The sequence below is a fragment of the Fictibacillus sp. S7 genome (assembly GCF_004127935.1).
Taxonomy (GTDB): domain Bacteria; phylum Bacillota; class Bacilli; order Bacillales; family Fictibacillaceae; genus Fictibacillus_C; species Fictibacillus_C enclensis.
In genome coordinates, this window is sequence record NZ_QJKL01000001.1 from 4,253,290 (window position 1) to 4,277,144 (window position 23,855).

The 23,855-nt window shown below is 44.0% G+C and carries 22 protein-coding genes and 1 riboswitch; of the genes, 16 read left to right on the forward strand and 6 right to left on the reverse strand.

Annotation, left to right across the window (positions count from 1 at the left end; translation table 11 throughout):
* Positions 1 to 69 precede the first annotated feature (69 nt).
* Positions 70 to 801: a DUF4931 domain-containing protein gene (locus tag DMO16_RS21615; protein WP_241840626.1), complete on the forward strand. Its 732-nt coding sequence runs from the start codon at positions 70 to 72 to the stop codon at positions 799 to 801.
* A gap of 49 nt (positions 802 to 850) precedes the next feature.
* On the forward strand, positions 851 to 1,942 hold the full coding sequence (locus DMO16_RS21620; RefSeq protein ID WP_129479994.1) for a low temperature requirement protein A: 1,092 nt from the start codon (positions 851 to 853) through the stop codon (positions 1,940 to 1,942).
* A gap of 47 nt (positions 1,943 to 1,989) precedes the next feature.
* On the opposite strand, the gene DMO16_RS24435 is transcribed toward DMO16_RS21620, so the two are convergent.
* Entirely contained in the window at positions 1,990 to 2,148 is a 159-nt protein-coding gene (locus DMO16_RS24435) for a hypothetical protein (RefSeq protein ID WP_164988987.1), read from the reverse strand.
* A 197-nt stretch (positions 2,149 to 2,345) separates the two neighbouring features.
* Between DMO16_RS24435 and DMO16_RS21625 the strand changes: the two genes are divergently transcribed.
* Together DMO16_RS21625 and DMO16_RS21630 are read left to right on the forward strand one after the other, a co-directional pair.
* Complete coding sequence (locus tag DMO16_RS21625) at positions 2,346 to 3,974, forward strand: long-chain fatty acid--CoA ligase (protein ID WP_206738187.1); 1,629 nt, start codon at positions 2,346 to 2,348, stop codon at positions 3,972 to 3,974.
* Positions 3,975 to 4,038: 64 nt separating this feature from the next.
* Positions 4,039 to 5,406 (forward strand): sigma-54 interaction domain-containing protein, encoded by a 1,368-nt coding sequence (locus tag DMO16_RS21630; RefSeq protein WP_061972126.1) that lies wholly within the window; start codon positions 4,039 to 4,041, stop codon positions 5,404 to 5,406.
* Positions 5,407 to 5,710: 304 nt separating this feature from the next.
* Here DMO16_RS21630 and DMO16_RS21635 read toward each other — a convergent pair whose 3' ends face one another.
* Positions 5,711 to 6,553, reverse strand: coding sequence for a hypothetical protein (locus tag DMO16_RS21635; protein ID WP_129479996.1), 843 nt, complete (start codon positions 6,551 to 6,553; stop codon positions 5,711 to 5,713).
* A 196-nt stretch (positions 6,554 to 6,749) separates the two neighbouring features.
* Between DMO16_RS21635 and DMO16_RS21640 the strand changes: the two genes are divergently transcribed.
* Positions 6,750 to 7,520, forward strand: a complete 771-nt coding sequence (locus DMO16_RS21640; protein WP_082635807.1) for a hypothetical protein — start codon at positions 6,750 to 6,752, stop codon at positions 7,518 to 7,520.
* 45 nt (positions 7,521 to 7,565) lie between these two features.
* On the opposite strand, the gene DMO16_RS21645 is transcribed toward DMO16_RS21640, so the two are convergent.
* From DMO16_RS21645 to DMO16_RS21655, 3 genes are all read right to left on the reverse strand, one after another.
* Complete coding sequence (locus tag DMO16_RS21645) at positions 7,566 to 8,936, reverse strand: murein hydrolase activator EnvC family protein (protein WP_129479997.1); 1,371 nt, start codon at positions 8,934 to 8,936, stop codon at positions 7,566 to 7,568.
* A gap of 328 nt (positions 8,937 to 9,264) precedes the next feature.
* On the reverse strand, positions 9,265 to 10,101 hold the full coding sequence (locus DMO16_RS21650; RefSeq protein WP_240482334.1) for a dimethylarginine dimethylaminohydrolase family protein: 837 nt from the start codon (positions 10,099 to 10,101) through the stop codon (positions 9,265 to 9,267).
* A 91-nt stretch (positions 10,102 to 10,192) separates the two neighbouring features.
* Positions 10,193 to 11,806, reverse strand: a complete 1,614-nt coding sequence (locus DMO16_RS21655) for a M20/M25/M40 family metallo-hydrolase (protein ID WP_129479998.1) — start codon at positions 11,804 to 11,806, stop codon at positions 10,193 to 10,195.
* 420 nt (positions 11,807 to 12,226) lie between these two features.
* Between DMO16_RS21655 and DMO16_RS21660 the strand changes: the two genes are divergently transcribed.
* The 11 genes from DMO16_RS21660 (at position 12,227) to DMO16_RS21705 (ending at position 22,269) form a co-directional block, all read left to right on the forward strand.
* A complete protein-coding gene (locus DMO16_RS21660; RefSeq protein ID WP_129479999.1) occupies positions 12,227 to 13,093 on the forward strand; it encodes an STAS domain-containing protein in 867 nt (288 codons plus the stop codon).
* A gap of 149 nt (positions 13,094 to 13,242) precedes the next feature.
* Complete coding sequence (locus tag DMO16_RS21665; protein ID WP_061972132.1) at positions 13,243 to 13,818, forward strand: superoxide dismutase family protein; 576 nt, start codon at positions 13,243 to 13,245, stop codon at positions 13,816 to 13,818.
* Positions 13,819 to 13,987: 169 nt separating this feature from the next.
* A riboswitch (purine riboswitch) is annotated at positions 13,988 to 14,089 on the forward strand.
* A 140-nt stretch (positions 14,090 to 14,229) separates the two neighbouring features.
* Positions 14,230 to 14,823 carry a xanthine phosphoribosyltransferase gene (locus DMO16_RS21670; protein ID WP_129480000.1) on the forward strand — a complete coding sequence of 198 codons (594 nt, stop codon included), beginning with the start codon at positions 14,230 to 14,232 and terminating at the stop codon, positions 14,821 to 14,823.
* Complete coding sequence (locus DMO16_RS21675) at positions 14,823 to 16,142, forward strand: nucleobase:cation symporter-2 family protein (protein ID WP_061972134.1); 1,320 nt, start codon at positions 14,823 to 14,825, stop codon at positions 16,140 to 16,142. Before DMO16_RS21670 ends, DMO16_RS21675 begins: the two co-directional genes overlap by 1 nt.
* A gap of 116 nt (positions 16,143 to 16,258) precedes the next feature.
* Positions 16,259 to 16,396: a hypothetical protein gene (locus tag DMO16_RS24440; protein ID WP_156412573.1), complete on the forward strand. Its 138-nt coding sequence runs from the start codon at positions 16,259 to 16,261 to the stop codon at positions 16,394 to 16,396.
* 251 nt (positions 16,397 to 16,647) lie between these two features.
* Complete coding sequence (locus DMO16_RS21680; RefSeq protein WP_129480001.1) at positions 16,648 to 17,424, forward strand: hypothetical protein; 777 nt, start codon at positions 16,648 to 16,650, stop codon at positions 17,422 to 17,424.
* A gap of 402 nt (positions 17,425 to 17,826) precedes the next feature.
* Positions 17,827 to 18,939, forward strand: coding sequence for a GNAT family N-acetyltransferase (locus tag DMO16_RS21685; protein ID WP_129480002.1), 1,113 nt, complete (start codon positions 17,827 to 17,829; stop codon positions 18,937 to 18,939).
* Positions 18,940 to 18,963: 24 nt separating this feature from the next.
* The gene (locus DMO16_RS21690; RefSeq protein WP_129480003.1) at positions 18,964 to 19,476 is read left to right on the forward strand and encodes a PIG-L family deacetylase; all 513 of its coding nucleotides are present in this window, start codon (positions 18,964 to 18,966) and stop codon (positions 19,474 to 19,476) included.
* An 82-nt stretch (positions 19,477 to 19,558) separates the two neighbouring features.
* On the forward strand, positions 19,559 to 20,641 hold the full coding sequence (locus tag DMO16_RS21695) for a copper resistance D family protein (RefSeq protein WP_129480004.1): 1,083 nt from the start codon (positions 19,559 to 19,561) through the stop codon (positions 20,639 to 20,641).
* A 228-nt stretch (positions 20,642 to 20,869) separates the two neighbouring features.
* A complete protein-coding gene (locus DMO16_RS21700; protein WP_129480005.1) occupies positions 20,870 to 21,124 on the forward strand; it encodes a YusU family protein in 255 nt (84 codons plus the stop codon).
* A gap of 227 nt (positions 21,125 to 21,351) precedes the next feature.
* Positions 21,352 to 22,269: a proline dehydrogenase family protein gene (locus tag DMO16_RS21705; protein ID WP_129480006.1), complete on the forward strand. Its 918-nt coding sequence runs from the start codon at positions 21,352 to 21,354 to the stop codon at positions 22,267 to 22,269.
* A 39-nt stretch (positions 22,270 to 22,308) separates the two neighbouring features.
* On the opposite strand, the gene DMO16_RS21710 is transcribed toward DMO16_RS21705, so the two are convergent.
* The gene (locus tag DMO16_RS21710; RefSeq protein WP_129480007.1) at positions 22,309 to 23,847 is read right to left on the reverse strand and encodes an alpha/beta hydrolase; all 1,539 of its coding nucleotides are present in this window, start codon (positions 23,845 to 23,847) and stop codon (positions 22,309 to 22,311) included.
* Positions 23,848 to 23,855 lie beyond the last annotated feature (8 nt).

Below are 23,855 nucleotides of genomic sequence, written 5' to 3' on the forward strand. Positions count from 1 at the left end.
ATAGTAAGTATATTTTCTTTATTCATTAAACAAAGGGTGATCTTCATGCAAAGTCCTCTACTTTTTAATATGAATATTGGCACACAAAAACCGGAAAGCATCAGGAATACGGCAACCAAGTGCCCGTTTTGTGATCGAGAAAGCCTTACAGATATCCTGGAAGAAAAGGGAGATATCATTTGGCTGAAGAACAAGTATCCTGTGCTGGCCGATGCCTTTCAAACCGTTTTGATTGAAACGAAGGATTGTTTTTCGGAGCTTTCCGAGTACAGCAAAGACCATCTCTACACATTGATTGACTTTGGCCTTCAAGCATGGGAAAAAACAATTGAAAGCGGGGATTACAAATCCGTTATCTTTTTTAAAAACCATGGGCCGTTCTCGGGAGGAACACTTCGCCACCCGCATATGCAGATTATTGGCTTCAAGGAAGCGGATTACCATGAAAACATCAGTGCTTCTCAGTTTGAGGGCTTACCCATTGACCAGCAATATGGTATTGAATTTAACATATCCACCAAACCAAAAATGGGGTTTTATGAGCTGAATATTCTTATGAAAGACCGGGGAAAAACAAAGGAACTGGCGGATTACATTCAGTTGTCCACACACTTCCTGTTGAATCATTTTAATAAAAACTGCAGCAGCTACAACCTTTTCTTTTACCGGATGGATGAGACCATCATCGCAAAAGTGGTGCCGCGCTTTGCCGCTTCCCCGCTGTATGTCGGTTATTCCTTCCCGCAAGTCGCAAGCAATATTGATGCAGTCGCAGAAAAGATCAAATCGCTCTATTTATAGGACAGTAATTACATATTTTGCAAGGTAGACGGGAAGGGGAAAGGGGAATTTGGAGGAGAAAAAAGTAACTTGGCTGGAACTCTTTTACGATTTGTTGTTTGCAGCAGCAGTAGCCAAGGCAACACATGCGATACTGCATGTAGAAGAGGGTTATATTCATACTGAATATCTTGTGAAATTTGTATTGATGTTTGTTCCTGTTTGGTGGGCATGGACCGGGCAGACCATGTTCATTAACCGGTTTGGTGAAGACTCTTCGTATCAGCGCCTGTTTATGATTCTTCAAATGGTGTTCGTATTGACCATGATCTCGAGTCTGTCTGTAGATTTTGATCATTATTATCTTTCATTTCTGATCGGCTATTTGGGCCTTAGAGGATTAACGGCCATTCAGTATCTGGTGGTTCAGGATGTGGAAAAGGGAGATGTAAAGCGTATTGCCTGGTATTTGGGCAGAACCTTTTGGATCGGCATTGCTGTGTCCTCCCTATCCCTTTTCTTTGATTCCTGGTTTCGCTATGCGGTACTGTATGCAGGCATTGTTATTGATATGCTGATGCCCATCGTGGGGCGCCGATATCTTGTAAAAGGCCCGCCGCATACTGCTCATTTGTTGGAACGGTTTGCTTTATTAACCTTAATTCTCTTTGGAGAAACGGTGGTCAGTACGCTGGCCGTGATGCAGCCCCAAAAAAGGGATTGGAACTCTATCTCATTTTCCATTCTTTCTTTCATCCTGATCATTGCCATGTGGTGGCAGTATTTTGACAACGTGGAAAAGAAAGTGAACAAGGAAATTCAAACCGCGGGGCAAACCATCATATACGGCCATTTGTTTATTTTAATGTCGTTGAGTATGATTGCAGCTTCCATACAGCTGTTGTTTCTGCACGAAGTCGACTATTCATTCATCGTGTATTTTGTATTTGGTTCTGTATTCGTTTACTTTGTGGCTACCACTCTTGTCTTTCATCAGTACAGGTATGAAAAAGATCGTTTAGGCTACCAACATCTTGGGCTTTTTTTAGGAGTTCTTGTTGCTTTCTTAATCATTAATCTTATTGTTGTAACCCCAAATATCTTGATTATTGGTGAACTGGCTCTGTTTTTTATCCTTTATGCTGTATTAACCACAAGGTGATCATATAAAAAAGGCGCTGTGCATTTTACATAACGCCTTTTTGCTTTTTACTCTGACCCGCTGGGATCCACTTCATCCCATGACATGGTGGTTACTTCGGTAAACTCTCCGTTTTCAATCTCTTCTTCAGTTGCCTCTTGATTTAATTCCTCTGCGTCATTCATTCCGGGTGCAACAGTGGGTTCGTCTTTGCGTTCCTTTTTCATGGTTTCTGTTCCTCCTTTCTATTTGCATGGTATTCGAAGTATCCCCTGTAATTAGGAGATTAATCCCATCCGATCCTTTTCTTTAGGGAAAACAAGGGATTTTAACGCCTGTGGTGAAGTAATAATCTAGGTACAAATGAGGATGCACAACCGCAATGGTTTTACATTTTTTATCAATCCAGGGGAGGTAATCAATGATGATGAATGTGCCTTTACGTGTTACAGCGATGATGGAGCATGCCGAAATGTTTTTCCCTAAAAAAACGGTAGTCAGCCGGACGGCTTCTGGTATTCGAAAGTTTACGTACCGTGAAATCGCCAATCGGACAAGGCGGCTGAGCAGTGCGCTGAAAAAAAAAGGGGTCCAAAAGGGAGATAAGGTAGGAACACTGGCCTGGAACCATCACCGGCATCTCGAAGCTTATTTCGGGATTCCGGGAGCAGAAGCTGTTCTTCATACGATCAATATTCGCTTATCACCTGCTCATATTGCTTATATCATCAATCATGCAAAAGACAAAGTGCTTTTGATTGATCAGGATATATTACCGCTGATTGAAGGGATCAGGGAAGAGATTCCAGGTGTGCAATCGTTCATCCTGATGACCGATGAGCCAGAACTGCCTGATTCCCCATTACAGCCGCTTTATCATTATGAAGCCCTGCTCGATGAAGGTGATCCGAACTTTGCTTTTAATCCGGATATTGATGAAAATGAACCGGCGGGCATGTGCTATACATCTGCCACCACAGGAAATCCAAAGGGTGTTGTCTATTCCCATCGGGGGATCGTTCTTCACAGTATGGCACTCGGCCATGTGGATGGAGGAAGTGTTTCAGAATCCGATATCTGTATGCCTGTCGTTCCAATGTTTCATGTGAACGCCTGGGGTCTTCCATTTGCGGCCGTCTGGTTCGGGACCACCCAAGTACTTCCGGGGCCACAGTTTACTCCAAAGCTTCTAGCGGAACTGATTGAACAGGAGAACGTCACCATTACTGCAGGAGTGCCGACGATTTGGCTCGGATTGCTGAAAGTGCTTGATGAAGGGGATTATGATACAAGCAGTCTTCGTTATATTTTATGCGGGGGTTCAGCTGCACCTAAAGGGCTGATCCAGGCATTTGAATCCAGGCATGACATTCCGTTTGCACACGCATATGGCATGACAGAAACCAGTCCCCTTGTGGTTTTTTCCCGAATTAAAAGCTACCAGCAGGATCTCAGCGACGAAGAAAAGCTGAATATCCGGGCAAAGCAGGGATACCTGGTACCGGGCGTGGAAATGAAGGTAATAGGCGCAAATGGAGATGTCAAATGGGATGGCAATGAAATGGGAGAGCTTTATCTTCGGGGCAACTGGATCGCTGATGAATATTACGGTGAAGAATCTTCCGCCTTTGAAGACAGCTGGCTTCATACCGGTGATGTTGTCACAGTGGATGAGGAAGGGACAATAAAAATTGTGGACCGCACGAAAGATTTGATCAAGAGCGGGGGAGAGTGGATTTCATCTGTTGATCTTGAAAACGCTCTCATCGCTCATGAGGATATATTCGAGGCTTGCGTGGTAGCGGTTCCTGATCCAGAGTGGCAGGAGCGGCCGATCGCCTGTGTGGTGTTGAAGGAGGGAGCCCGTAGCACGGTCACTAAGGAAGACATCAAAGAGTATTTAAAACCGCAGTTTGCCAAATGGTGGATCCCGGACGATGTTTTGTTTATGGATGAAATTCCAAAAACATCGGTCGGCAAGTTTTTAAAACGTGCCCTCAGAGATCAGGTTCGTGATTACTATGCAAGTGAAGGTACAGTAGAGACGAAATAAACCATCAGGCTGCCTCTGCTTTTAGCAAAGGCAGCTTCTACATGAAAGAGTAGAGGTGTCAGACGTGTTAATTACAGAACTTCAGTTTAAAGATGAACTCCTGAAAACGATTATTGATAATGCCTTTCATTGCGTGGTTGTCATTGACATTAACGGCATCATTACCTATTTAAATCAGGCGTATTGCGATTTTATTAAAGTGGATCAGCAAGAATCGGTCGGCAGGCATGTGACCGATGTGATTGAAAATACGAGAATGCATATAGTGGCCAGGACCGGAAAAGAGGAGATTGCCGATTTGCAGTTCATTGAAGGCAATTATATGATCGCGGATCGCCTTCCCATCCGTCAGGCCGGCAAGGTCGTTGGTGCCGTTGGAACCGTTACCTTCAGAGATACTGAAGAGTGGCGGACCATGAACTCCCATATCAAAAACCTGTTAACGGAACTGGAATATTACCGCAGTGTTCAGGAGGAGAATACCGGTGCGAAATATTCTCTCCATGATATTGTAGGCTCTTCATCCGAGGTGAAGGTTTTAAAAGAGCGGATCAAAAAAGTAGCGGCAAGTGACGTTTCAGTGCTGATTCGGGGTGAAAGCGGGACAGGCAAGGAACTGTTTGCCCACAGCATCCATCAATTAAGTGAACGCTCAAATAAGCCTTTCATAAAGGTCAATTGCGGTGCCATCCCGGAACATCTTTTGGAATCGGAGCTGTTCGGTTACGAGGAAGGAGCTTTTACCGGTGCCAAAAGGGGAGGCAAGCTTGGTAAATTTCAACTGGCTGACGGAGGAACCATTTTTCTCGATGAAATCGGTGATATGCCCCTTCACATGCAGGTGAAGTTGCTGCGCGTGCTTCAGGACCGTGAAGTGGAAGCGGTCGGCAGTGTGAGGCCGGTAAAGGTGGATGTTCGTGTGATCGCGGCCACCAATAAACCGCTGGAGAAAATGGTAGAGGAGCAGCGGTTTCGGGAGGATTTGTTTTACCGAATCAATGTGATTCAGGTGAACATCCCTCCATTGCGTGACCGGCCGGAAGATATTAAAGAACTCTCCCGGCATTTTCTTGCCAAAATCAATAAGCGTTCCGGACGCCGGATACTGGGACTTCAGGAAGATGTTGCCGGTTTGTTTGACAGCCACAATTGGCCCGGCAACGCGCGCGAGCTTGAAAATGTCATCGAAGCCGCCGTCCATTTGTGCCATGGTGAGCGGATCACAAAAGACGCCCTTCCTGATTACTTAAAAGAAGTTTCCGTGCTGTCCCTGGGGAAACGCAGCCTGAAGGAGATCATGGAGGAAACAGAAAGGCGGGTGTTGCAGGCTGCGCTAAGGGAGCACCATGGCGACCGGCTGAAGACTGCCAAAACTCTCGGTATCGGCAAGACAAGTTTGTATGACAAGCTGAAGAAGTATGGAGTGGAGTGAGGGGGGCGTGAAGTCGAAAGAGAGTAAGCGTAGTTGACATAATATGGTGTTGTTCAGTAAATTTTCAATTTCGGCCAGTAAATCATTCAAACACGCATGTATTTTATTTTTTGGCGGCTCAAACAGGGGATGTTTACTTATTAAAATCCCCTGAATCACGAAAAATACATTAGCCACAGCCAATTCCGGCATTTTCTTCTTGTACCGTCCTCCTCCGTAGCTTGCAAAATGTGAGGTCCCTTAAACTGCAAGAAACTGGCTCCTTCAAAAAACGAAAATATTTCTTAACTTTTCCTGAGTAAGCTCATCTCCCCAAATCCACTTTGCTGATTTTCCAAGCGGACCATGGTGTCAGCCTCGCCACTGTGATGTGAATCAGCGTCTTTTCCACACCTTTATTTTCTCTGTAAATCACCGTTTTAACGGGAATAACGGTTTTAAACGTGCGATGCTTTTTTGATTCTTTCCCCCGGATATCATAATGGATGGCGGTTACGCCTTTACCCGTTTTCAAAAGCTTTTTGCGTTCCACCCCTTTTTCAGGAAGAACCGGTTTCATCAAATCTGGATCATTTTCTTTGAGTGACAATAAGTACATTTGAACAATCTGATGCGGGTTGGCGTGATGAGCGTAATCTTGAAGTTTTCCCCCTGCTTTTAAGATCATCAATTTATGAGAAGGATCCGCGTTGCGTGTTTTATGCGTGGTGCTTCCGGCGAAATGAATGCAAAAATGGCCCGGAAAGCCGTTTTGTAGCGCTCCCGCTCCGTGGGGCATGCCATGCATGGAAGCGGCCAGCATTTTCCCCTTAACCGGTATGAGGATAGCCCGCCGGCGCCAGCTCCATTTCCCGTTATAAAGGTGCTTCAGGACTGCGGTGTCTTTATAGGTCAACGGCTGAACATCGGCATGTTTGTTCCCGGCGCGGCGCTGGACAGAAAAATAAAAGCCGGTTTCCAGGTCAATGACCTTGAATTTTTTTCCGGTAGGCAAAAGCCGGTTCACTTTTTCCCATTTTAAAATGGTTCCTTTTTCTGGAACAGGATAGACGGTAAAAGGGAATTCGCTTGCTTCTGCTGCATGGAAGGGAAGGATCATTAGCATAAGAACAAAAAGAAAAGTAAGGCGGATTTTTCGGCTGTCCATGTCTTTTATCTCCTTGAAATTTTTTTCTTTTTTAATATCTCAATGATCTCCCAAAAATAACCGTTTTTTTTCCCGTTACCATGGCAAAAGAGCCACATTTTAAGATTTCGGGCTTATCACTTTGGGCCAAGTAATCACCTTTCTTCTCCTTATCCCATATCTTGTATATTATCCTGTGGGAACAGGGGGGCTAACGGTGGTTTATATAAAAGGGAAGCAACTGAACACATTAGAAGATATACCGGGATTCGGACAATTTTCTGAGGCCCAGCGTGCAACTGCGGTACGACTGCTGAACAGCAGGGAGTCTTTTTTTTATGATAGTTCCAGGCAGCTTCAATTCGAAATCACATATCGTGCAAACATTGTTTCATCTGCTTATGCGCTGAAGAACAGCGGAGCGCGGTTTGCCACGTTTCAAACAGCAAGAGCGAACCGGAAATTCTGGATTTTAACGGCCTATGGTGGATTTCTGATCCGTCCGGATGTCACACCGGCGGATGCGATTACCGATATTTTTGTTAATGGACGAAAATATGCCTTCGAATGTACCACCGCCATGATGATTATCCTCTATAAAGGGTTGCTGGAGACGATTGGACCGACAACCTTTAATCAGCTGTTTCGGGGATTGTTGTTGTGGAGCACTGAACATGATGAGGACCTTCAGCTGACTGCTGTGACGAGCGGGGATTCCTTGCCGGGGGACATCCGCTACATTCAGAATCCGGAGTTTCATCCTGCGACTCCTCAGTGGCAGGGCGAGAATTTGATTGACTTAGGAAATGGGATGTTTTTCGGCCATGGCATCGGAGTGGGAATGATCGGTGAATTCATTGAAATTCTCAACCAGCGCAGGCGTCCGGGAGCCACGACGTCGGCTTTTTTGACCGCGCAGATCATCCGTCCCAACTTTAGAAGAATGGCTGAATACACAGGACATCCGCTTCGGCGTCTGCTTGTATAAAAAAACCACCCGGCAAATGATAACCGGGTGGCTTTTACTGGTCTTTTATTGAATGTAAGGAAGCGGGTTAACCGCGTTGGTTTTACCAACGTTCCAAGGTCCTTTATGGAGCTCGAAATGAAGATGCTGTCCAGTGGAGTGGCCAGTGCTGCCCATGTGCCCAAGAGTTTGTCCCTGGGAAACCGTCTGACCGGTGCTTACTGCGCGGTCTCTCATGTGCGCATAAACAGTCGTGTAAAGCTGTCCATCAATATAATGGGACAGGAAAACCACATTTCCGTATGAAGATGAGGTGTAGGAGCGGATTACCGTTCCGGATGCAGCTGCATGGATTGGAACAATACCTCCAGCTGCGATGTCAATGCCTGCATGGAACTTGTTCCATCTTGAACCAAGCTGTGAAGTAACAACACCTGCTGACGGGAAGATGAACTTTCCGGAGGAACTAGGCGGTGTGTAGGATGGTTCTGGCTGTGGCTCAGGCCTAGGCTCAGGTTTAGGAGCAGGAGCCGGTGCTGGCGCAGATTCATGAGCCGGTTGGCTTGGTTTCTCCTTTGCTGCACGTTCAGCCGCTGCTTTTTGGGCGGCTTCTCTTGCTGCTGCTTCTTTTGCTGCTTTAGCCGCAGCCGCTTTAGCTGCCGCCTCACGACGGGCACGCTCTGCTGCTTCTTTTTTCGCTCGTGCAATTTCTGCTTTGATCGCTTTTTCCTGGTCGGCAAGAAGAGCATCTTTCTCTTCAAGCTGGCCGATATCATCATGAAGGTGGTTTTCTTCGCTGCGAAGCTGCTTCATGATCTTATTTTTCTTGCTTTTTTGATCCTTCAGCTGGCCGTTCAATGAATTCAGCTCATCCAATTGGCCGTTCAGTGAAGAAAGCTTTGACTCCACCTGCTGCTTTTTTTGTTCAACTGCCTCCTTGTCACGCCTATGTTCTTCCAGAATCGTTTTATCCTGCTCCGCAATGATGTTCAAGCTGATCATGCGGTCAAGGAAATCACCGAATCCCTGTGAACCAAGCAGCACTTCTATGTATTTTACAGGGCCGCCTGTTTCATACATATTGCGAACACGCTCTTTCAGTAAGGCATCACGTGCCTTAATGCGTTTTTCAAGTTCTGTAATTTCACTTTTCAATTTTTCGATGTCCGCTTTTGTTTGAGCGATCTCATCTTTTTTGGTTTGAATATCGTCAGCTGTCTTCTGTAACGACGCTTGGAGTTTATCCAATTCCTTCAGGAGCTGGTCCTGTTCACCCTGTACTTTTTTAACCTGCTTGTTTTTCTTGGCTTGTTCCGCATGGTTTTCGGCTTGCTTTTGTTGAACATCTTTCAGCGTTTCTGCAGAAGCTGATGTGTATGTAAATCCGGATAGTCCAATACTAATTGTTAAGGCTGCAGTTAAAATCTTCCTCTTCAACAATAAGTCCCCCTTTTCGTGCAAATGTTACCAGTCTATTAATCACAGAGATTATTATAGCATTTAAAATCGACAAGTTTTCGTGAAATAATATTACATTTGTATTTCATAATGTTACAGAAAACGTTGTAATTTGACATTAACTTGGATAAATGAGCCAATTTACCTGGATAGTGGACATGATTTACTGCAGGGAGAAACCTAATTTTGTCGAGTTTTATCAGAACCTCAGCATTTATGAAATAAAATAGTTTTATAATGAAAGAATTGAAAGCAAATAAGAAAAAAAACAGCATCCACTGCAGGTTGAGAGGATGCTGTTCCAGGGTTATGGAGTTGGTTTTTGACGGTCAAGTGGAAGGGTGATGCACCTAAAGGCACCGCCTGATTTAATGATCTCGGTAATGTCCACTTCAATCACGTGATAGCCTCTTTCTTTGAGTTTTGCATTGATTTTTTTATTTACCGGCAGGGCAAAAATGGTTTTGTCCCCGATCGACAATATATTTGTACCGAGCGTAAATTGCTCATCTTCATCAATTTCAATCGTTTGGTACCGGGAAGTCAGCAGTTTTAATTCTTCTTCATGGAATGCAGGAGGGTAAATGATGGCTTCCTCTGGTGATAAAACGTTGAACACACAGTCAAGATGCAAATATTTCTCGTTGAAGGGAACCGGAATGATGGTATATTCAGGCTCATGCTTCTGGAGATTGGCAATTGCTTCCCGGCTTGTGCGGTGGCTCACACCAACATACACGGTTTTTCGGTCCAGAAGCACATCACCGCCTTCAATACTGTCATGCTGCAAATCCTTGATCGTAATGTGCTCTTCATTCATCCACTCTTTCAGTATCTTTTCTTCTCCCTGCCTGATTTCCCGCCCCATTGCGGAGATATACAGCGTATGTCCGATGGTAAAGCCGATATCTCTCGTGAAAACCTGCTCCGGATATTCCTGTATGGCTGGAAGACAGTGCACCGTAATCCCTTTCTCTTCAAGGGCCTTGATAAATCTCTTATGCTGTTTTACCGCAAGCTCTGTGTCGATATTTTCGTCAGCATAGTATTTCTGTGTTTCATTGATGACTTCACGAATTTTCATGAACTTGGGCTCACAAAGAATTACATCTTTCAATTGGTCATATTCGCTATAACAGGCCATTTGATCCCTCATTTTCTACATCGTTTTCTCATCGCATCTGTAAAGACTCCTGCTATATTCTTTCCAAAAAACGAGAAAACATGCTAAAGGCTTAGCTTTCCAACAGCTTTGTAATGGTGTAAGCGATCATTTGCTGAGTAGCAATCAGAGTTGAAAGATGAAGGCGCTCGGTCCATTTATGCGCATCCCGGCCCAATGGACCTAAATTCATCACTGGCATCGTCAGCTCCTTCATTTCATCCAATGGAAGGTTGTACCGTTCACCGTAAACTGGCATGTTGTCCAGCAGCGGGCGCAGTTCCTCTTGTTTATAGGACAGGCCGACATAGCTCAAGTCGGAAAGTCCGGCAAAATAGTTTTGTTTTTTTAATGTGATTTGAAATTGTTTTTCAGCAAACTGGATGACATCTCCTGAAACCTCCTGGATCAATGAATTCTCCCTCGACGATACGGCTGGATAGAAGGGAGGGGCATAAAAAAGAACGATCATAGGCGCATATTGCTTGCAAAGGCTGGCCAGATCATTGACCAGCATGGTGGTTACATCCCGGTCATCGAGATGGGGGTGGGTCGACAAAATATAGTTTTCACGTCTTGTGATCTCCTCCTGACCATGAAGTTCAAGTGCTTTTTCATACAGCTCCTGAAACGTTAAGACAGATATGGGGGTTTTTTTTACGTCAAAAGGGACCAGTTTTGAGTAAGCAAGCGCTTTTTTATAAAAAAAGGATTCCACGTTTTTGGCCGCCTCTTTTGCAAGTCCGAGCAGCTGCCGGTTCACTTCTGTAAAGGATTTTTCCATTAACAGCAAATTAAACATCGTGACGGCTGCATGAGGGATCTGAACGGAATAATGGTCTTTTAAATCTTTCTGAAGCAGATTGGCAGGTGGCGGTATGGCTTCATCCTCAAGTGTTTCGCAAAAGTCGAGATTCAGCTCCAGCCTTTTTGTGATTTCTGCTGTCATCAGATTACCGTTTAATCCGCCAAAGGGTTCACCCACATGGGTTTCCCGGCCGTAACAAAGAAAACCGGGAAGTACTTTGCCCACTGTACCCGTGTACAAATAATGATTCTTGTCCCCTGGGTAGCGGGTAAAGGCAGGTTCTCCGTTCAGGCAGGCTTTATAGGAAATTGAGAATTGTTTTTTCAATTGCTCGAGAGCGGGGATGGCAGCCAGCATACCGGCGGAATTCACTTCTTCGTCGGGAACGGAAACCATCAAAATGTTTCCGGGGAAGTGACCCTCGGCCGCCTTTTCGATCATGGAAAGGTGTAGGGCAACGCCGGCTTTCATATCCATGGTGCCGCGTCCAAACAGCCATTGGCCATTCTCCAAATCTTCCATTAATTCATCCGGCAGATTTTGCAGTTGTTCGATTTGTTCCGTCAGTTCTGATGGACGGAAGGCAAGATGTTTTAAATCGCCATAGTCTTCTATGTTTACCACATCAAAATGGCTTAACAAGATAACAGTATCCTTGTGTGAGCCGTTTCGGACAAAGGCCGTTAATAGCTTGCGTCCATCCGGCATGGGGAGAAGCTGCAAATGGCCGGGGTTTTCTTTGTAATAATCCAGAGAGTTTAGCGTGTAGTAGAGATGTTCAGCCATCGCAATTTCAGCCGGTTCAGTGGAGATACTTGGTATCTCAACAAGTTCTTTTACAAGTGCCGTGAGTGATTCCTTGTCTTGCCATCTGCTCATATGATCCCTCTTTTCTATGAAGTAGCTTGCTTTCTATTGATTGATATTATCCTAACACAAATTGTAAATTATTAAGAATCTTAAGAAAGATTGAAGGTTTGAACCTTATTCTTCCTTTACTCATTGAGCAGTTTTTTCATGAGAAACCACCTGAAAACTTTTACTTCTCCTACATTCCGGTATCTTTACCATTGATCTGTATTTCCATTTGCTTCGGTGTTACCTTGATCTCCGGATTGCGTCCAGCCGTCCGTGCAACTCAAGTGGATGTTTTGAAAGCATTGAGAAGGGATATATAATAGAGTAGCCGCCTTTTTAAAAAAGGTGGCTTTTTAATTGGATTATAAAGCAAAATCACATGCTTATTGATAAAATAAAGGGTATAAAAGAAGTTGTTAATGGTGGAGAGGAAGCGAATCAATGGTAGAAACAATAGAGGAAATCGGCCGGTGGATCAGCAGCCAAAGTAAAAAAGAGTTCATAAATCAAAATACGAGAGACCATGTTTTTCTTTTGGATGTTGGCATGATTTCTGAATTTATTGATTTGATCGGTCAAAATTTGCATAAAGATAAGGAAGACTTAAAAAAAAGCATCGATCCTTGGACAAGGAGAGCGGCGGATTTCTATTACCGTTATCAAAAAGAGATGGAGACAGCCATCCAGGAGTTAAGTTTGCTGCGCCAGGAAATATGGAGTAAATTGGAGTACGCCTTTGAACAAGAGCTTTTTACAGGATTTAATGTTTTTGAGATGGGTTCATTGTTGATCAGAAATAATGATTATACCATCTACTCTTTAAGCCGGGCCTTTGAAAACAAATATAAGGATGATGTGGCTCATAAAGAAGAATTGCTGAAGGAGCAAGAATCCGTGATTTCTGAACTTTCGGTGCCTATGATTCCTTCTATTATTCCCGATACTATCCTTGTTCCTTTAGCTGGTGATCTTTCTGTATACCAACTGGAGCAAATTCGTACCAGACTTTTGTATGCTGTAGCCAGCCAGAGAATGACCACGGTTGTGGTGGATTTTACAGGAATTACTACGCTCCAGGTTTCGGCACTGGGAATACAGGAACTGGCTCTGCAAATTGAACAGTTGACTGCTTCTTTGCGGCTCATGGGAGTTGATGCACTTTTAACAGGATTTAGTGCAGAGCTCAGCCTGGGCATTGTACAAGCTGATATCTCCTTAAATGTTCCGGTGTTTTCATCCTTCAAAAGTGCTTTAACGTATTTGGTTCATGTGAAAAATATTACAATAGAAGATTTAACTACAAAGTAAACGAATGTACATAAGGGTCTAAAGTTTCAGAAACCGGAAGTGTGACTGGAAAAATATCCTTCCCAGGGTTTATTTCTATTGTTAAAGGTTTAAATGTCCTCCTTTTCCGTCAACACTTAAATGAGTTGACTTTTAAAGGAGGTATTTTTATGAAAAAATGGGCAAAGGGTGTGGGTATCCTCACGCTTGGTATCCTGCTTTCAGCTTGCAGCAGTAATAATAACAATATGAAAAGTGATCCAAAGTCGGAGGGGGCTTCAAGCATGTCCAAATCCTCCCCGATTACGGTCCAGCTCATGAATTCGCACGGACAGAAGGCAGGGACTGCGACCCTTGAACAAGCCGCTGAAGGCGTAAAAGTAAAAGTAGAAGCCAAAGGGCTGACACCAGGCAAGCATGGCATCCACTTTCATGAAAACGGCGTATGTGAAGTGCCAAAATTCGAATCAGCTGGCAAGCACTTTAACACCACCAATAAACAGCATGGATTTGAAAACCCAAAAGGACCGCATGTGGGAGATTTAAAAAATATTATGGCCGACCAATCCGGAAATGCAAGCGCTGATTTAATGTCATCTTTTGTTACGCTTCAGGAGGGCAAGGATAATTCTCTGCTGAAAGAGGGAGGTACGGCTCTTGTTGTACACGCCCAGGAGGATGATTACAAAACCGATCCTACCGGTAATTCGGGGGACCGGATCCTTTGCGGCGTCATCAAAAAATAAAAACTCTAAAAACCGGCTTCTGGAAATAGAAGCCGGTTTTTAGAGTTTTTGTACGAAGTTGCTATATCGTTTGGATTTTAACCGTTTTCTCCTTGAAAATATAAAGATTTGTTCGGAAAACAAACTTTTTTCCGAACGATACTTTCTTTTTCTCAAGAATTATTTTATAATGTGTCTAACTTCATAGACTCGTATAATAGCAGGGATATGGCCTGCAAGTCTCTACCGGATCGCCGTAAATGATCCGACTACGGGTGTCGCATAAAACGTGTTGTTTCTTTGTTTAGTGAAACTTCATGTTTCTCTTTCGGGGGATCTAAGATCTGGGAGAACGCTTCATTCGTAGAGAGGCGTTTTTCCGGGTCTTTTTTTCGTACTTTTATCAGTAAACCCTCGTAAAGGAGATATATTATGAACTTTCTTGAAGAAGTCATCTTAAAAGAAGGACAGGCATTATCGGAAAAGGTGCTTAAAGTGGATTCTTTCTTAAATCATCAGGTCGATCCTGAAGTCATGCGAAAAGTAGGGGAAGAATTGGCCCGGAGATTTAAAGATGCTGGAATCACCAAAATCCTTACCATTGAATCGTCGGGTATTGCTCCAGCTGTCATGGCAGGACTGGAACTTGGGGTAAATGTAATATTTGCCCGAAAACGAAAGTCATTGACGCAAAACGAGGATTTGCTGACGGCCAATGTCTATTCGTTTACAAAGGAAGAGAAAAATGAAATATCGGTTTCAAAGAAGTGGCTGACTGCCGGTGAAAACATACTGATCATTGATGATTTTCTGGCTCACGGAGAAGCAGCACTGGGGCTCGCCCATCTGGTGGAAGCGGCAGGTGCGAACGTCGCCGGGTTTGGAATTGTTATTGAAAAGTCGTTCCAGTCAGGAAGAGAGAAGCTTCTTAAAAAAGGCTACCGGGTGGAATCACTGGCAAGAGTAGCATCACTTTCAAATGGCTCCATCTCCTTTACACGGCAGACAGAGGAGGCGCGTATCTGATGAAAATGACAAATGGAAAGTTGTTTTCACTGGGCATTCAACATGTTTTGGCGATGTATGCAGGTGCGGTGATCGTGCCTTTAATCGTGGGAGGAGCTTTGAAGCTTTCGACCGAACAGCTTGCCTATCTCGTTTCTATTGATTTATTAACGTGCGGTCTTGCAACCCTGCTGCAAGTATGGAATAACCGTTTTTTCGGAATCGGCCTTCCAGTGGTTCTTGGATGTACGTTTACAGCGGTAGGGCCAATGATTGCTATCGGCTCCCAGTATGGCATATCCGCTGTCTATGGCTCTATTTTGGTCGCAGGCATTGCCGTTGTATTATTAGCTGGTTTGTTCGGCAGAATTCTTAAACTTTTCCCGCCGATTGTAACCGGATCGGTTGTCACAATAATTGGGGTTACCCTCATCCCGGTTGCCATTCAGGATATGGCAGGGGGCCAGGGAAGCAAAGACTTCGGCTCACCGGAAAACCTGATGCTGTCGTTTGGCGTGTTGGCATTTATCATTATCGTTTACCGTTTGTTCACCGGTTTTATACGTGCTGTCTCCATTTTGCTCGGCTTGGTGGCAGGAACGCTGGCCGCTTCCTTTATGGGAAAAGTCGATTTCGGACCGGTAGCAGATGCCTCATGGTTCCATATGGTACAGCCATTCTATTTCGGTGCTCCAACCTTCCATGCAAGTGCCATCCTCACGATGGTTCTTGTGGCCATTGTCAGCATGATTGAGTCGACCGGAGTATTTATTGCCCTTGGAAAAATCTGCGGCAAGGATGTTACACCGAAGCAAATGACAAAGGGATACCGTGCGGAAGGATTGGCGATCATTCTTGGAGGTATTTTCAATGCCTTCCCTTATACGACCTATTCCCAGAACGTCGGGCTTGTGCAGCTTTCCGGCATCCGGACCAAAAATGTGATCTATACTGCCGGAGGAATGCTTGTCGTGCTTGGCCTTGTTCCAAAAGTGGCCACGCTGACGACATTAATCCCTACACCTGTTATGGGAGGCGCCACGGTCGCCATGTTTGGTATGGTCGTGGCTTCCGGCATCAAAATGCTGAGTGAAGTGGATTTTGGCAAACAGGAAAACCTGTTGATTATCGCTTGTTCTGTCGGGATCGGCCTTGGTGTGACGGTTGAGCCGGATTTGTTCGCAAAACTTCCGCAGGGCATACAGATTTTAACCGATAATGGCATCGTAGCAGGCAGCTTAACGGCTATTGTCTTAAACCTTGTTTTTAATACAGAGAGAAAAAAGGTAAATGCTAAACAGCGGAAGGAAGCAGCTGTCCAGGCTATTTCCGTTAAATAAACAATGGCCGGGCAGCAGAATGGATGCTGTCCGGCTTCCATTATAAAAAGGTTTTCATTTCAAAAAATCCGGGTATAAATGGATAGAGCAAGTCAGCAAGTAAAAGGAGGAAAAAAATGAAATACTGCAAAGACTGTTTAACCATTCTTCATCACGATCATGGAAGTGAAGGGTGCCCTGTTTGTGAAGGAACCAATACACAGGACATCGTAATTACCGTGTTAAGCAATGAACGAAATAAGCAAGGCGCATAAGACATATGATATGTCTTATTTTTTTTGCAATTGCATAACTTCTCCCATTTTACTGTAGGATTTTCAATGAAAGTGTATAATAAGTCATCCATTCATATTTCAAATAGGTAATGGAGGCATAAATTACATTTGCTCAATGGATTTCCTTTTGTTTACAATACAGATATCGTCATATTTGCTCAAAACACATCGAAATGTTGTGAAGTTATCAGCGTAACACCGTTGTATAGAAGTTGGGAGGAATGTTTTACATGAAACAAACAATGGATGACAAAATAAAAAACAGGAACAGCTGGTTTAAAATCCTTTTGATCAGCTTATTTTGCATGGTACTCATGTTTAAAGTGGCCACGGCCAAATTTACGTTTCATTTTTCGGATTTATTATCGTTTATTCTGGCTGTATTTGCGATCGCCATTTCTGTACTGTATTACTCCAAGGTGAATGAGGTCATTCAACTGCTGGGAGGAAACACGGGCAGTATGTTTAAGCGAAACAGGAAAAATGATGGAAACTCTGTAACAGATGCTTATGGGCCTGCGAAAAATGAAGCTGAACTGCAATTGGATCTGGAAGAACATAAAGACCAGCTGAAGCGGGTAAAAAAGGTGCAAAATGAAATCATTGACCGTCTGATGGCCAATCAGGATCTCCTTGAAGATGATAGACGCGATTATATCGGCTATCTTTTGCAAAAAGAAAAAGAGGCTGCGATGATCCAACTCGATATGGATAAGGTGCTCACTCAGCTTTCCCAGCAGGATGAATCATTAGATGATGAAGGATCTGCTGACGGCAAGGAAATCAACAGTGTGAATGATGTAGTGGCCGTTCTGGGGAAAGATGTAATCTTGAGCGCAACGTTTGACGAACTCAATCAAAAGGTTAAAGCCGTACAGCCGAAAATGAGCAGTACTGCTTCCGAAGCTCTTTTGGATACCGGACTGGTGGACCAACATTTCAACATCACACGTAAAGGGCTTAAAGAATTTCGCAGTACCGCCAAGAAAATGAAAAAAAGAGCATAATGCGGATTTTGAAGGGGCTGTCCTGAAAGTCAAAATTGACATTCAGGCAGCTCCTTTCTGCGTAAAAAGCTTCCATGAAAAGTTGATTGTAGTGGAAGGCGCGAGATCCTCGAAAATGAACACCACATTTTCTTCGTGCGATGTTTCGCTGCCGAAGCGTTCCTTGTCCTGTGGGACTAACGTGACAGGTGAGACTAGGTAGGTGCTGGCACCGGTACCGCAGACGCTTAAAGGTAGGCGTTCACGCCGGTAAGGCTCACCGCACGCCCTGCGAAAGTAGGCGTCGCGTTCACGCCGGTAAAAGCGAGCAGCCTGGAACGAAAATCAACGGCTCCCGGACTTCGACAGCCCCTGTTTTTTTTCCTTTAGAAGGGGAATGGATGCAATAAAGGAGGGTGTGCTGTGGAATTTACTATTCGAACCGTAAATGATCATCAGGAGCTGGAGAATGCAATCAATCTTTTGGGAACGGTTTTCCCGGAAGAGCAGCTTTTTTTCCAGAATCGCCTCGAAAAGGAACCAGCCTACTCATTCAACACCACATGGATTGCCGAGAAGGAGGGGGATATGGCCTCTGTCGTTCAAATCTTCCCTTTTTCCATCTGGGTGTCCGGAGTTGAGGTCAAAACAGCCGGCATAGGGAACGTGGCCACCCATCCGGACTACCGCGGGCATCGGCTGACCCACCGGATTTTGGAGGAAATTGAACAAAAGCTGTTGGAACAGCAATATGGTTTGTCCAACTTATTCACCGGTATTCCGGGCTTTTATGAAAAGGCAGGATGGCAGACGGTAAATCAGCCCATTCCCATTATAAAAGCCGGTCACATGAAACAAGTATGGGACGCTGCGTTTCCTGGCGGTAAGCTGGACATTCAAACGGTAACAAAAAATGATTTGGAATCCATCCGTGCCATTTACGAAGCATTTTCAACTACCCTGAATGGCTCACGAATCCGGTCTGAAGAGTATTGGAAGAAACAAATAGAAAACGAGAACGAGAACGATTATTTTCAAAAGGCAGTAAGGGACGATATAGTGTTGTCGTATATTCGTGCTGAAAAAAAGAGTGACGTCCTTACGATCCATGAACTTTGCAGTCTGGACGGAGAAAAAGAAAGCATGGTTACGTTAGTTCTTTCCCTGCTCGATCCCCAAATCAAAACGGTAAGGTGCCTGCTTCCCATGAACCATTTTATCTTGAAAGATGTACCTTATGATATAGAAGAAAATAGAGAAGGCATGTGGAAGATCATCGATCAGGATGAAGTGCTGCAGCAATTTCAATCCGTTTTTGAGAAGCGGGGCAGTCATCTTGGTATGGATCATTTGCAATTATCATTCCTTGAGGATTCCTGGCTTTTCAGCTGGGCGAACGGCAATACAGAGTTAAAGCAATCCGAGTTTCTTCACTATCTTATGAGGGGAGCGGATGAGATCCCTGATCGGCATTCAATGATTAAGGAGCTGTTTCCTGAGTCATCGTATATTTTTTGGTCCAAAGACCGGTTTTAAATCGTACAAGGAGGAAGAATCACAATGAAAGAACCCAATAAACTAATGGTCGTAGCACACCCGGATGATGAGATTTTTTTCGGGGGAGATGAACTGATCCAGGAAAAGGGCTGGAAAGTGATTTGTATTTCGGACCGAAATGATGCTACCCGAAAGAAGGAATTTGAAACCGTCATGAAAGAGGTTGGAGCAGAACATGAGATTTGGAACTATCGGGATGCCTGGACCGAACACGTGAATCGCCATGAACTTGAAACCGATTTACGCCGGGTTCTGGGAGAGAGGGAATATAAGAAAATTGTCACCCACAACCTGAAAGGCGAATATGGCCATCCCGAGCACAAAGCTCTGTCAGAAATAATGGATAATTTGGTTGATAAAAATCTTTATATGTTTGATTTTACGATTATGAAACTGCTGTTCGTCGATATACTCAAACGCAAGCTTGAAATTCTGGAATTGTATAAAAGTCAAAAACCTGCCGTGATTGAACTGCTTGATCTCATTGCCATTGCTCGGACCGTAAAAGTCAAATAAATGTGAACAGAGTAGTTTCCCCGGTGATTTTATGGTAAGTTACTAACGATACATAAAAACTCACAGGGGGACTTTTTTTCATATGCTGTTTGTTGCAAAGGCTGTTTTATATCTTGTTTTTTCTCTTTTTATCGGTACTTTTATTCTCTATTCCCTATCTGATAAACGGCGTCCCTCCATTCATGTTTCAAAGAAAGGGCTCTTGTTGTGGATTGCCCTCATCCCTGTGACGGCATTTTCTCAAGTGCTCGAACTGGCATTAAGTCTTGGGAAGGATTTTGGTTTCTGGCCAACCCTTAATGATATCTTATTTACCTTTGACATCGGCAAAGGGTGGTTTTTTATTCTTGCATTATCATTGCTTTTATTTGTGATGGTTTACTTTAACGATGTTTCGAAGGACCGTTTTTTGTCCAGGCTTTCTTTAGGCATAGGCGTCGTCCTCACCATCGCAATTGGATATACAAGTCATGCGGCTTCACTAAATCAATGGGGCGGGCTTTTTGCACATGCCCTTCACTTTCTTTCCGTTACAGGCTGGACGGGAACGCTGCTGATTGTCAGCTGGTTTTCAAAAGACAGGGAAAAGCTGCCTGCCTTTTTTAAATGGTTTACTCCTTTTGCTTTCATTTGTCTTCTGTCAACAATTGGAGCTGGCATTTGGCTGATGAGCTATATTGTGCCCGAATATTTTAACTCATGGATGATCAATTATGGACAGGCTCTTCTGATCAAGCATGTACTGTTGATCGTTGTGGTCTTTTACGCAGGAATCAACACCATCTGGGTACGGAAAAACCTGGCCGACACGTCTTTTGTTCCGTACAAATGGATGAGACTTGAAGGTATGATTCTCCTTATTATTTTTGCGGTAACCGGCTTTATGACCCAGCAGGAGCCACCACATGATGTTTCGCAGACACTGGCCTTTCAAAAGCCATCCAAACTGTTCACTGCCTTTGTTGACGGAAAGGTAAACATCAACTCTACTGTAGAAATCGCTCCGACTTTGATCGGTGCGGGATTTTTGATGGCAGGTCTGCTGCTGCTTGCCGTCAGTTATTTTACGATCCGACGGAACGTTTCAATGTTGGTGGTTTTCCTGCTATCTTTGGGCGCAGCTCTTTCGTTGTATCTCGCCGTCATGTTCTCGGCTTTCATATAAGAAAAAGCTGGTTGGTAACCTTTGTTGCTCTGAATGTGGTTGATTTCCTCGCACTTGTACTCCAATCAACTGGTCAATGAAGCTTATTAAAATAAAGGTTCCAAAGTCTACATTTTAACAAGGATAAAAAATGAAAAGGGTTCCAACAGGGATCCTTTTTTTGTTTGCCCGCTGCCTTTCTTTTTGGGAATACCCTTGTTACAATGGCGGAAACAGGAGGGATCAGCGATGGAACAGCAACTTCGGGAACAGTTTGATGGTCTGTTGGAGAAATACACGGAATTGCTTCTTGGGGAAAGTGATGATGACAAAAAAGAAAAGGTGAAGATGTGGGCTTTGTATTCCTACATATCGAAAACCATGCCTGCCTTGGCAAAGCATTGGAATGAGGAGTATCCGGAAGGAAAAGAAGGCATAAAAGAAGTAGTGTCCGAGATTAAACAACTAAATGAACAGCACCGCAGGAATAGGGGGAAATCTTGATTTTTTGCCGATGACAGAGAGGAGCTTCTCCCTTTCTTTCATATACTGATATAAGGAAAAAAAAAAACCATGCAGGGTTTTCAGCAAAAAATGTCGAAATTTTTCAAAAAAGACAATATAGGAAAAACTAATGATATGATTAAAGCGCATACATCATTGAAAGTTCAGTAAACTTCGGTGCATGGCACCATGAAAGAGAGAGACTGAATCTATAGGGGGAATTAACGATGGAACAGGCGATGAGAGATTTCTTTCTGTTTCTGGCAAAAAACAAAACGATGACAAAACTGGCAAAAAGGTACGGCCTGAAATTCGGGGCGAGCCGTTTTGTCGCCGGAGCTTCACTGGACAGCTCAATCTCGGCCATCAAAAAATTGAATGAAAAAGGAATGCCTGTCACGATTGACCATCTCGGTGAGTTTGTTGACAACGAACTGGAAGCAAAAGAAATGACAGAGCATTGTATTGATGCCATCAAAGCCATTTCAAAGGAAAATGTAAATTCCCAGTTATCCTTAAAGCTCACTTCCATGGGACTGGACATCAGTGATGACCTGGTGATGGCCAACATGAGAAAAATCATGGAAGCCGCAGAAAAATACAATGTATTTGTGACCATTGATATGGAAGATTACAGCCGGTGTGAAAAGACACTGGAAATCTTTAAAAGGCTAAAAAGGGAATTTGATAATATATCAACAGTGATCCAGGCGTATCTTTACCGGTCGCTGGATGACATTAAAAATCTGAATGATTATCATCCCAATCTCCGGCTCGTGAAAGGCGCCTATAAAGAATCACAGGAAGTTGCTTTTCCTGAAAAATCAGATGTGGATGAAAACTATAAGAAGCTGATCGAAACTCATTTGCTGAATGGCAATTATACAGCCATTGCCACTCACGATGATGAAATTATCAATTATACGAAAGACCTGGTTAAAAAACATTCCATCCCGTATGACCAGTTTGAATTCCAAATGTTGTTCGGTATTAAAGTAGAGCGGCAGGAGCAGCTGATGCAGGAAGGATATAAAATGCGGATCTATGTACCTTACGGAAACGACTGGTACGGTTATTTCATGCGTCGCCTGGCCGAACGCCCGGCAAACGTCATGTTTGTCGTTAAAGGTGTATTTGGAAAGTAAAAAAAGGATGCCCATGCGGGTATCCTTTTTTATTTAACTTTAATTTCCAGCCGTCGTAAACGGATCATGCTCTTCACCTGTCTTTAAGTCAATCACTTTCGTATTATCTTTCGGGACAGGAACGGTTTTGCTTTTTGGCGCTTTCTTGTGATTCTCCACCCAATCCACGAGCAGGTCAAAGGATTGATACACATACGGAAGCATAGGCTGCATTTCTTTATGAGGATCCGTGACCGCATTCCATACCAAACTGTCCACATGGTTTCCTTTCTCGATGGTGTACAGGCGGTGGAGATTGCCGCGCCCGTTTTTCTTGATCAGCTTGTCATAGGGATCCGCATGAACGGAAGGGAAAATCAATGAATCCCAGGAGCCTGTCAGGCTGATCAACGGAACATCGATTCTGCCAGTATTCTGGATGGCTTCTACATTCCTTTTTACAGAAGCAGGGCGGGTGTTGTAGTCATAGTTTTGAAAAATAGAGTCATAGGTCCGGTCCCTGACACCGTTGGTAAAATTCAAGTAATTTTGCCATGGAATCCGGTTTGGTGCATTAGGATCGAGCTCGTCCCTGTATATATTTAATGTAACAAACCAGTAGACCTGATCATGGTAGGACCAAAGCTTTTCAGAACCCTTCGGAAGCCCGGCTTTATACAGTTCTTTTCTTGCCTCTGCCTGCTCGGAGGGTGTTCCGTACAATGCCCTTTCAGCTGAATTTACCACAGGGGTGAGAGATGTAATTAAATTCGGTTCATGCGCTCTCCATAAAACGCCTTCCCAATCAATTCCGCCATCAAATAAAGATGGCCTACCGGATTTTTTCATGCCGTCATGTTCGAGTGCATAGCGGACCACATAACCGCCATTGGAAATACCAACGGCATAGGTAGGGACGCGGTGTTTTTTTGTAACGAGTTTGCTCGCCGGATTGTCCTTATCACTTTTCTTGATCAGCTGGTGAGGATAATTCTTTTCAAGATAGTGCTGGGCAGCAATCGTTATCTGCCTGAATCGCTGATGCCATTCCGAGATGCTGTCTTCCTCACTGGCAAGCGCATTCTTCACTTTTGCAAAAGGGTCGTCAGGATCGGATGTTCCTTGTGTACCTTTATCGATGGCTGCAAAAGCATAGCCTTTCGAAAGCATATAATCACTGAACAGAAGATCGGTTGAGGTTTCATTTCTGGTTGCCGGGATGCCTGCCACGACAAGTTTTCCGTTCCAGTTATGGGGCACCCTGATTACAAATTGTGCATCCTCGAATGCGCCATTTACTTGTGTTCCTGTAATTTCAGCAGGCTGATACAGTTTATTCCAGCCAGTGCCTTTCGCTTTATCTCCCCAATTGTAGGGAGCAAGGCCCAGGTTTCCATAAACGGTAGCGGCTTCATATTGTTTTGGATTTTTGGTCGTCAGCCAGTTACCATCTTTTCCATCATATATTGTTTCTCTAACATCATGTGCGCCTTTAAATTCGGGATAGGGGGAATCTTTCTTGTCGGCATGTGCGGTTTGCATGCTGGAGAAGATCAACAGTGAAGCGGCCGCGATGATTCCAAAACATTTTCTTTTCATAAATGATT

What these genes read in the sequence shown, in the direction of transcription:
- DMO16_RS21615 (WP_241840626.1), top strand. Translation starts at nt 70, where the DNA reads ATGAATATTGGCACACAAAAACCGGAAAGCATCAGGAATACGGCAACC.
- DMO16_RS24435 (WP_164988987.1), bottom strand. Translation starts at nt 2,148, where the DNA reads ATGAAAAAGGAACGCAAAGACGAACCCACTGTTGCACCCGGAATGAAT.
- DMO16_RS21625 (WP_206738187.1), top strand. Translation starts at nt 2,346, where the DNA reads ATGATGAATGTGCCTTTACGTGTTACAGCGATGATGGAGCATGCCGAA.
- DMO16_RS21635 (WP_129479996.1), bottom strand. Translation starts at nt 6,553, where the DNA reads ATGGACAGCCGAAAAATCCGCCTTACTTTTCTTTTTGTTCTTATGCTA.
- DMO16_RS21650 (WP_240482334.1), bottom strand. Translation starts at nt 10,101, where the DNA reads ATGGCCTGTTATAGCGAATATGACCAATTGAAAGATGTAATTCTTTGT.
- DMO16_RS21655 (WP_129479998.1), bottom strand. Translation starts at nt 11,806, where the DNA reads ATGAGCAGATGGCAAGACAAGGAATCACTCACGGCACTTGTAAAAGAA.
- DMO16_RS21660 (WP_129479999.1), top strand. Translation starts at nt 12,227, where the DNA reads ATGGTAGAAACAATAGAGGAAATCGGCCGGTGGATCAGCAGCCAAAGT.
- DMO16_RS21665 (WP_061972132.1), top strand. Translation starts at nt 13,243, where the DNA reads ATGAAAAAATGGGCAAAGGGTGTGGGTATCCTCACGCTTGGTATCCTG.
- DMO16_RS21670 (WP_129480000.1), top strand. Translation starts at nt 14,230, where the DNA reads ATGAACTTTCTTGAAGAAGTCATCTTAAAAGAAGGACAGGCATTATCG.
- DMO16_RS21675 (WP_061972134.1), top strand. Translation starts at nt 14,823, where the DNA reads ATGAAAATGACAAATGGAAAGTTGTTTTCACTGGGCATTCAACATGTT.
- DMO16_RS24440 (WP_156412573.1), top strand. Translation starts at nt 16,259, where the DNA reads ATGAAATACTGCAAAGACTGTTTAACCATTCTTCATCACGATCATGGA.
- DMO16_RS21680 (WP_129480001.1), top strand. Translation starts at nt 16,648, where the DNA reads ATGAAACAAACAATGGATGACAAAATAAAAAACAGGAACAGCTGGTTT.
- DMO16_RS21690 (WP_129480003.1), top strand. Translation starts at nt 18,964, where the DNA reads ATGAAAGAACCCAATAAACTAATGGTCGTAGCACACCCGGATGATGAG.
- DMO16_RS21695 (WP_129480004.1), top strand. Translation starts at nt 19,559, where the DNA reads ATGCTGTTTGTTGCAAAGGCTGTTTTATATCTTGTTTTTTCTCTTTTT.
- DMO16_RS21700 (WP_129480005.1), top strand. Translation starts at nt 20,870, where the DNA reads ATGGAACAGCAACTTCGGGAACAGTTTGATGGTCTGTTGGAGAAATAC.
- DMO16_RS21705 (WP_129480006.1), top strand. Translation starts at nt 21,352, where the DNA reads ATGGAACAGGCGATGAGAGATTTCTTTCTGTTTCTGGCAAAAAACAAA.
- DMO16_RS21710 (WP_129480007.1), bottom strand. Translation starts at nt 23,847, where the DNA reads ATGAAAAGAAAATGTTTTGGAATCATCGCGGCCGCTTCACTGTTGATC.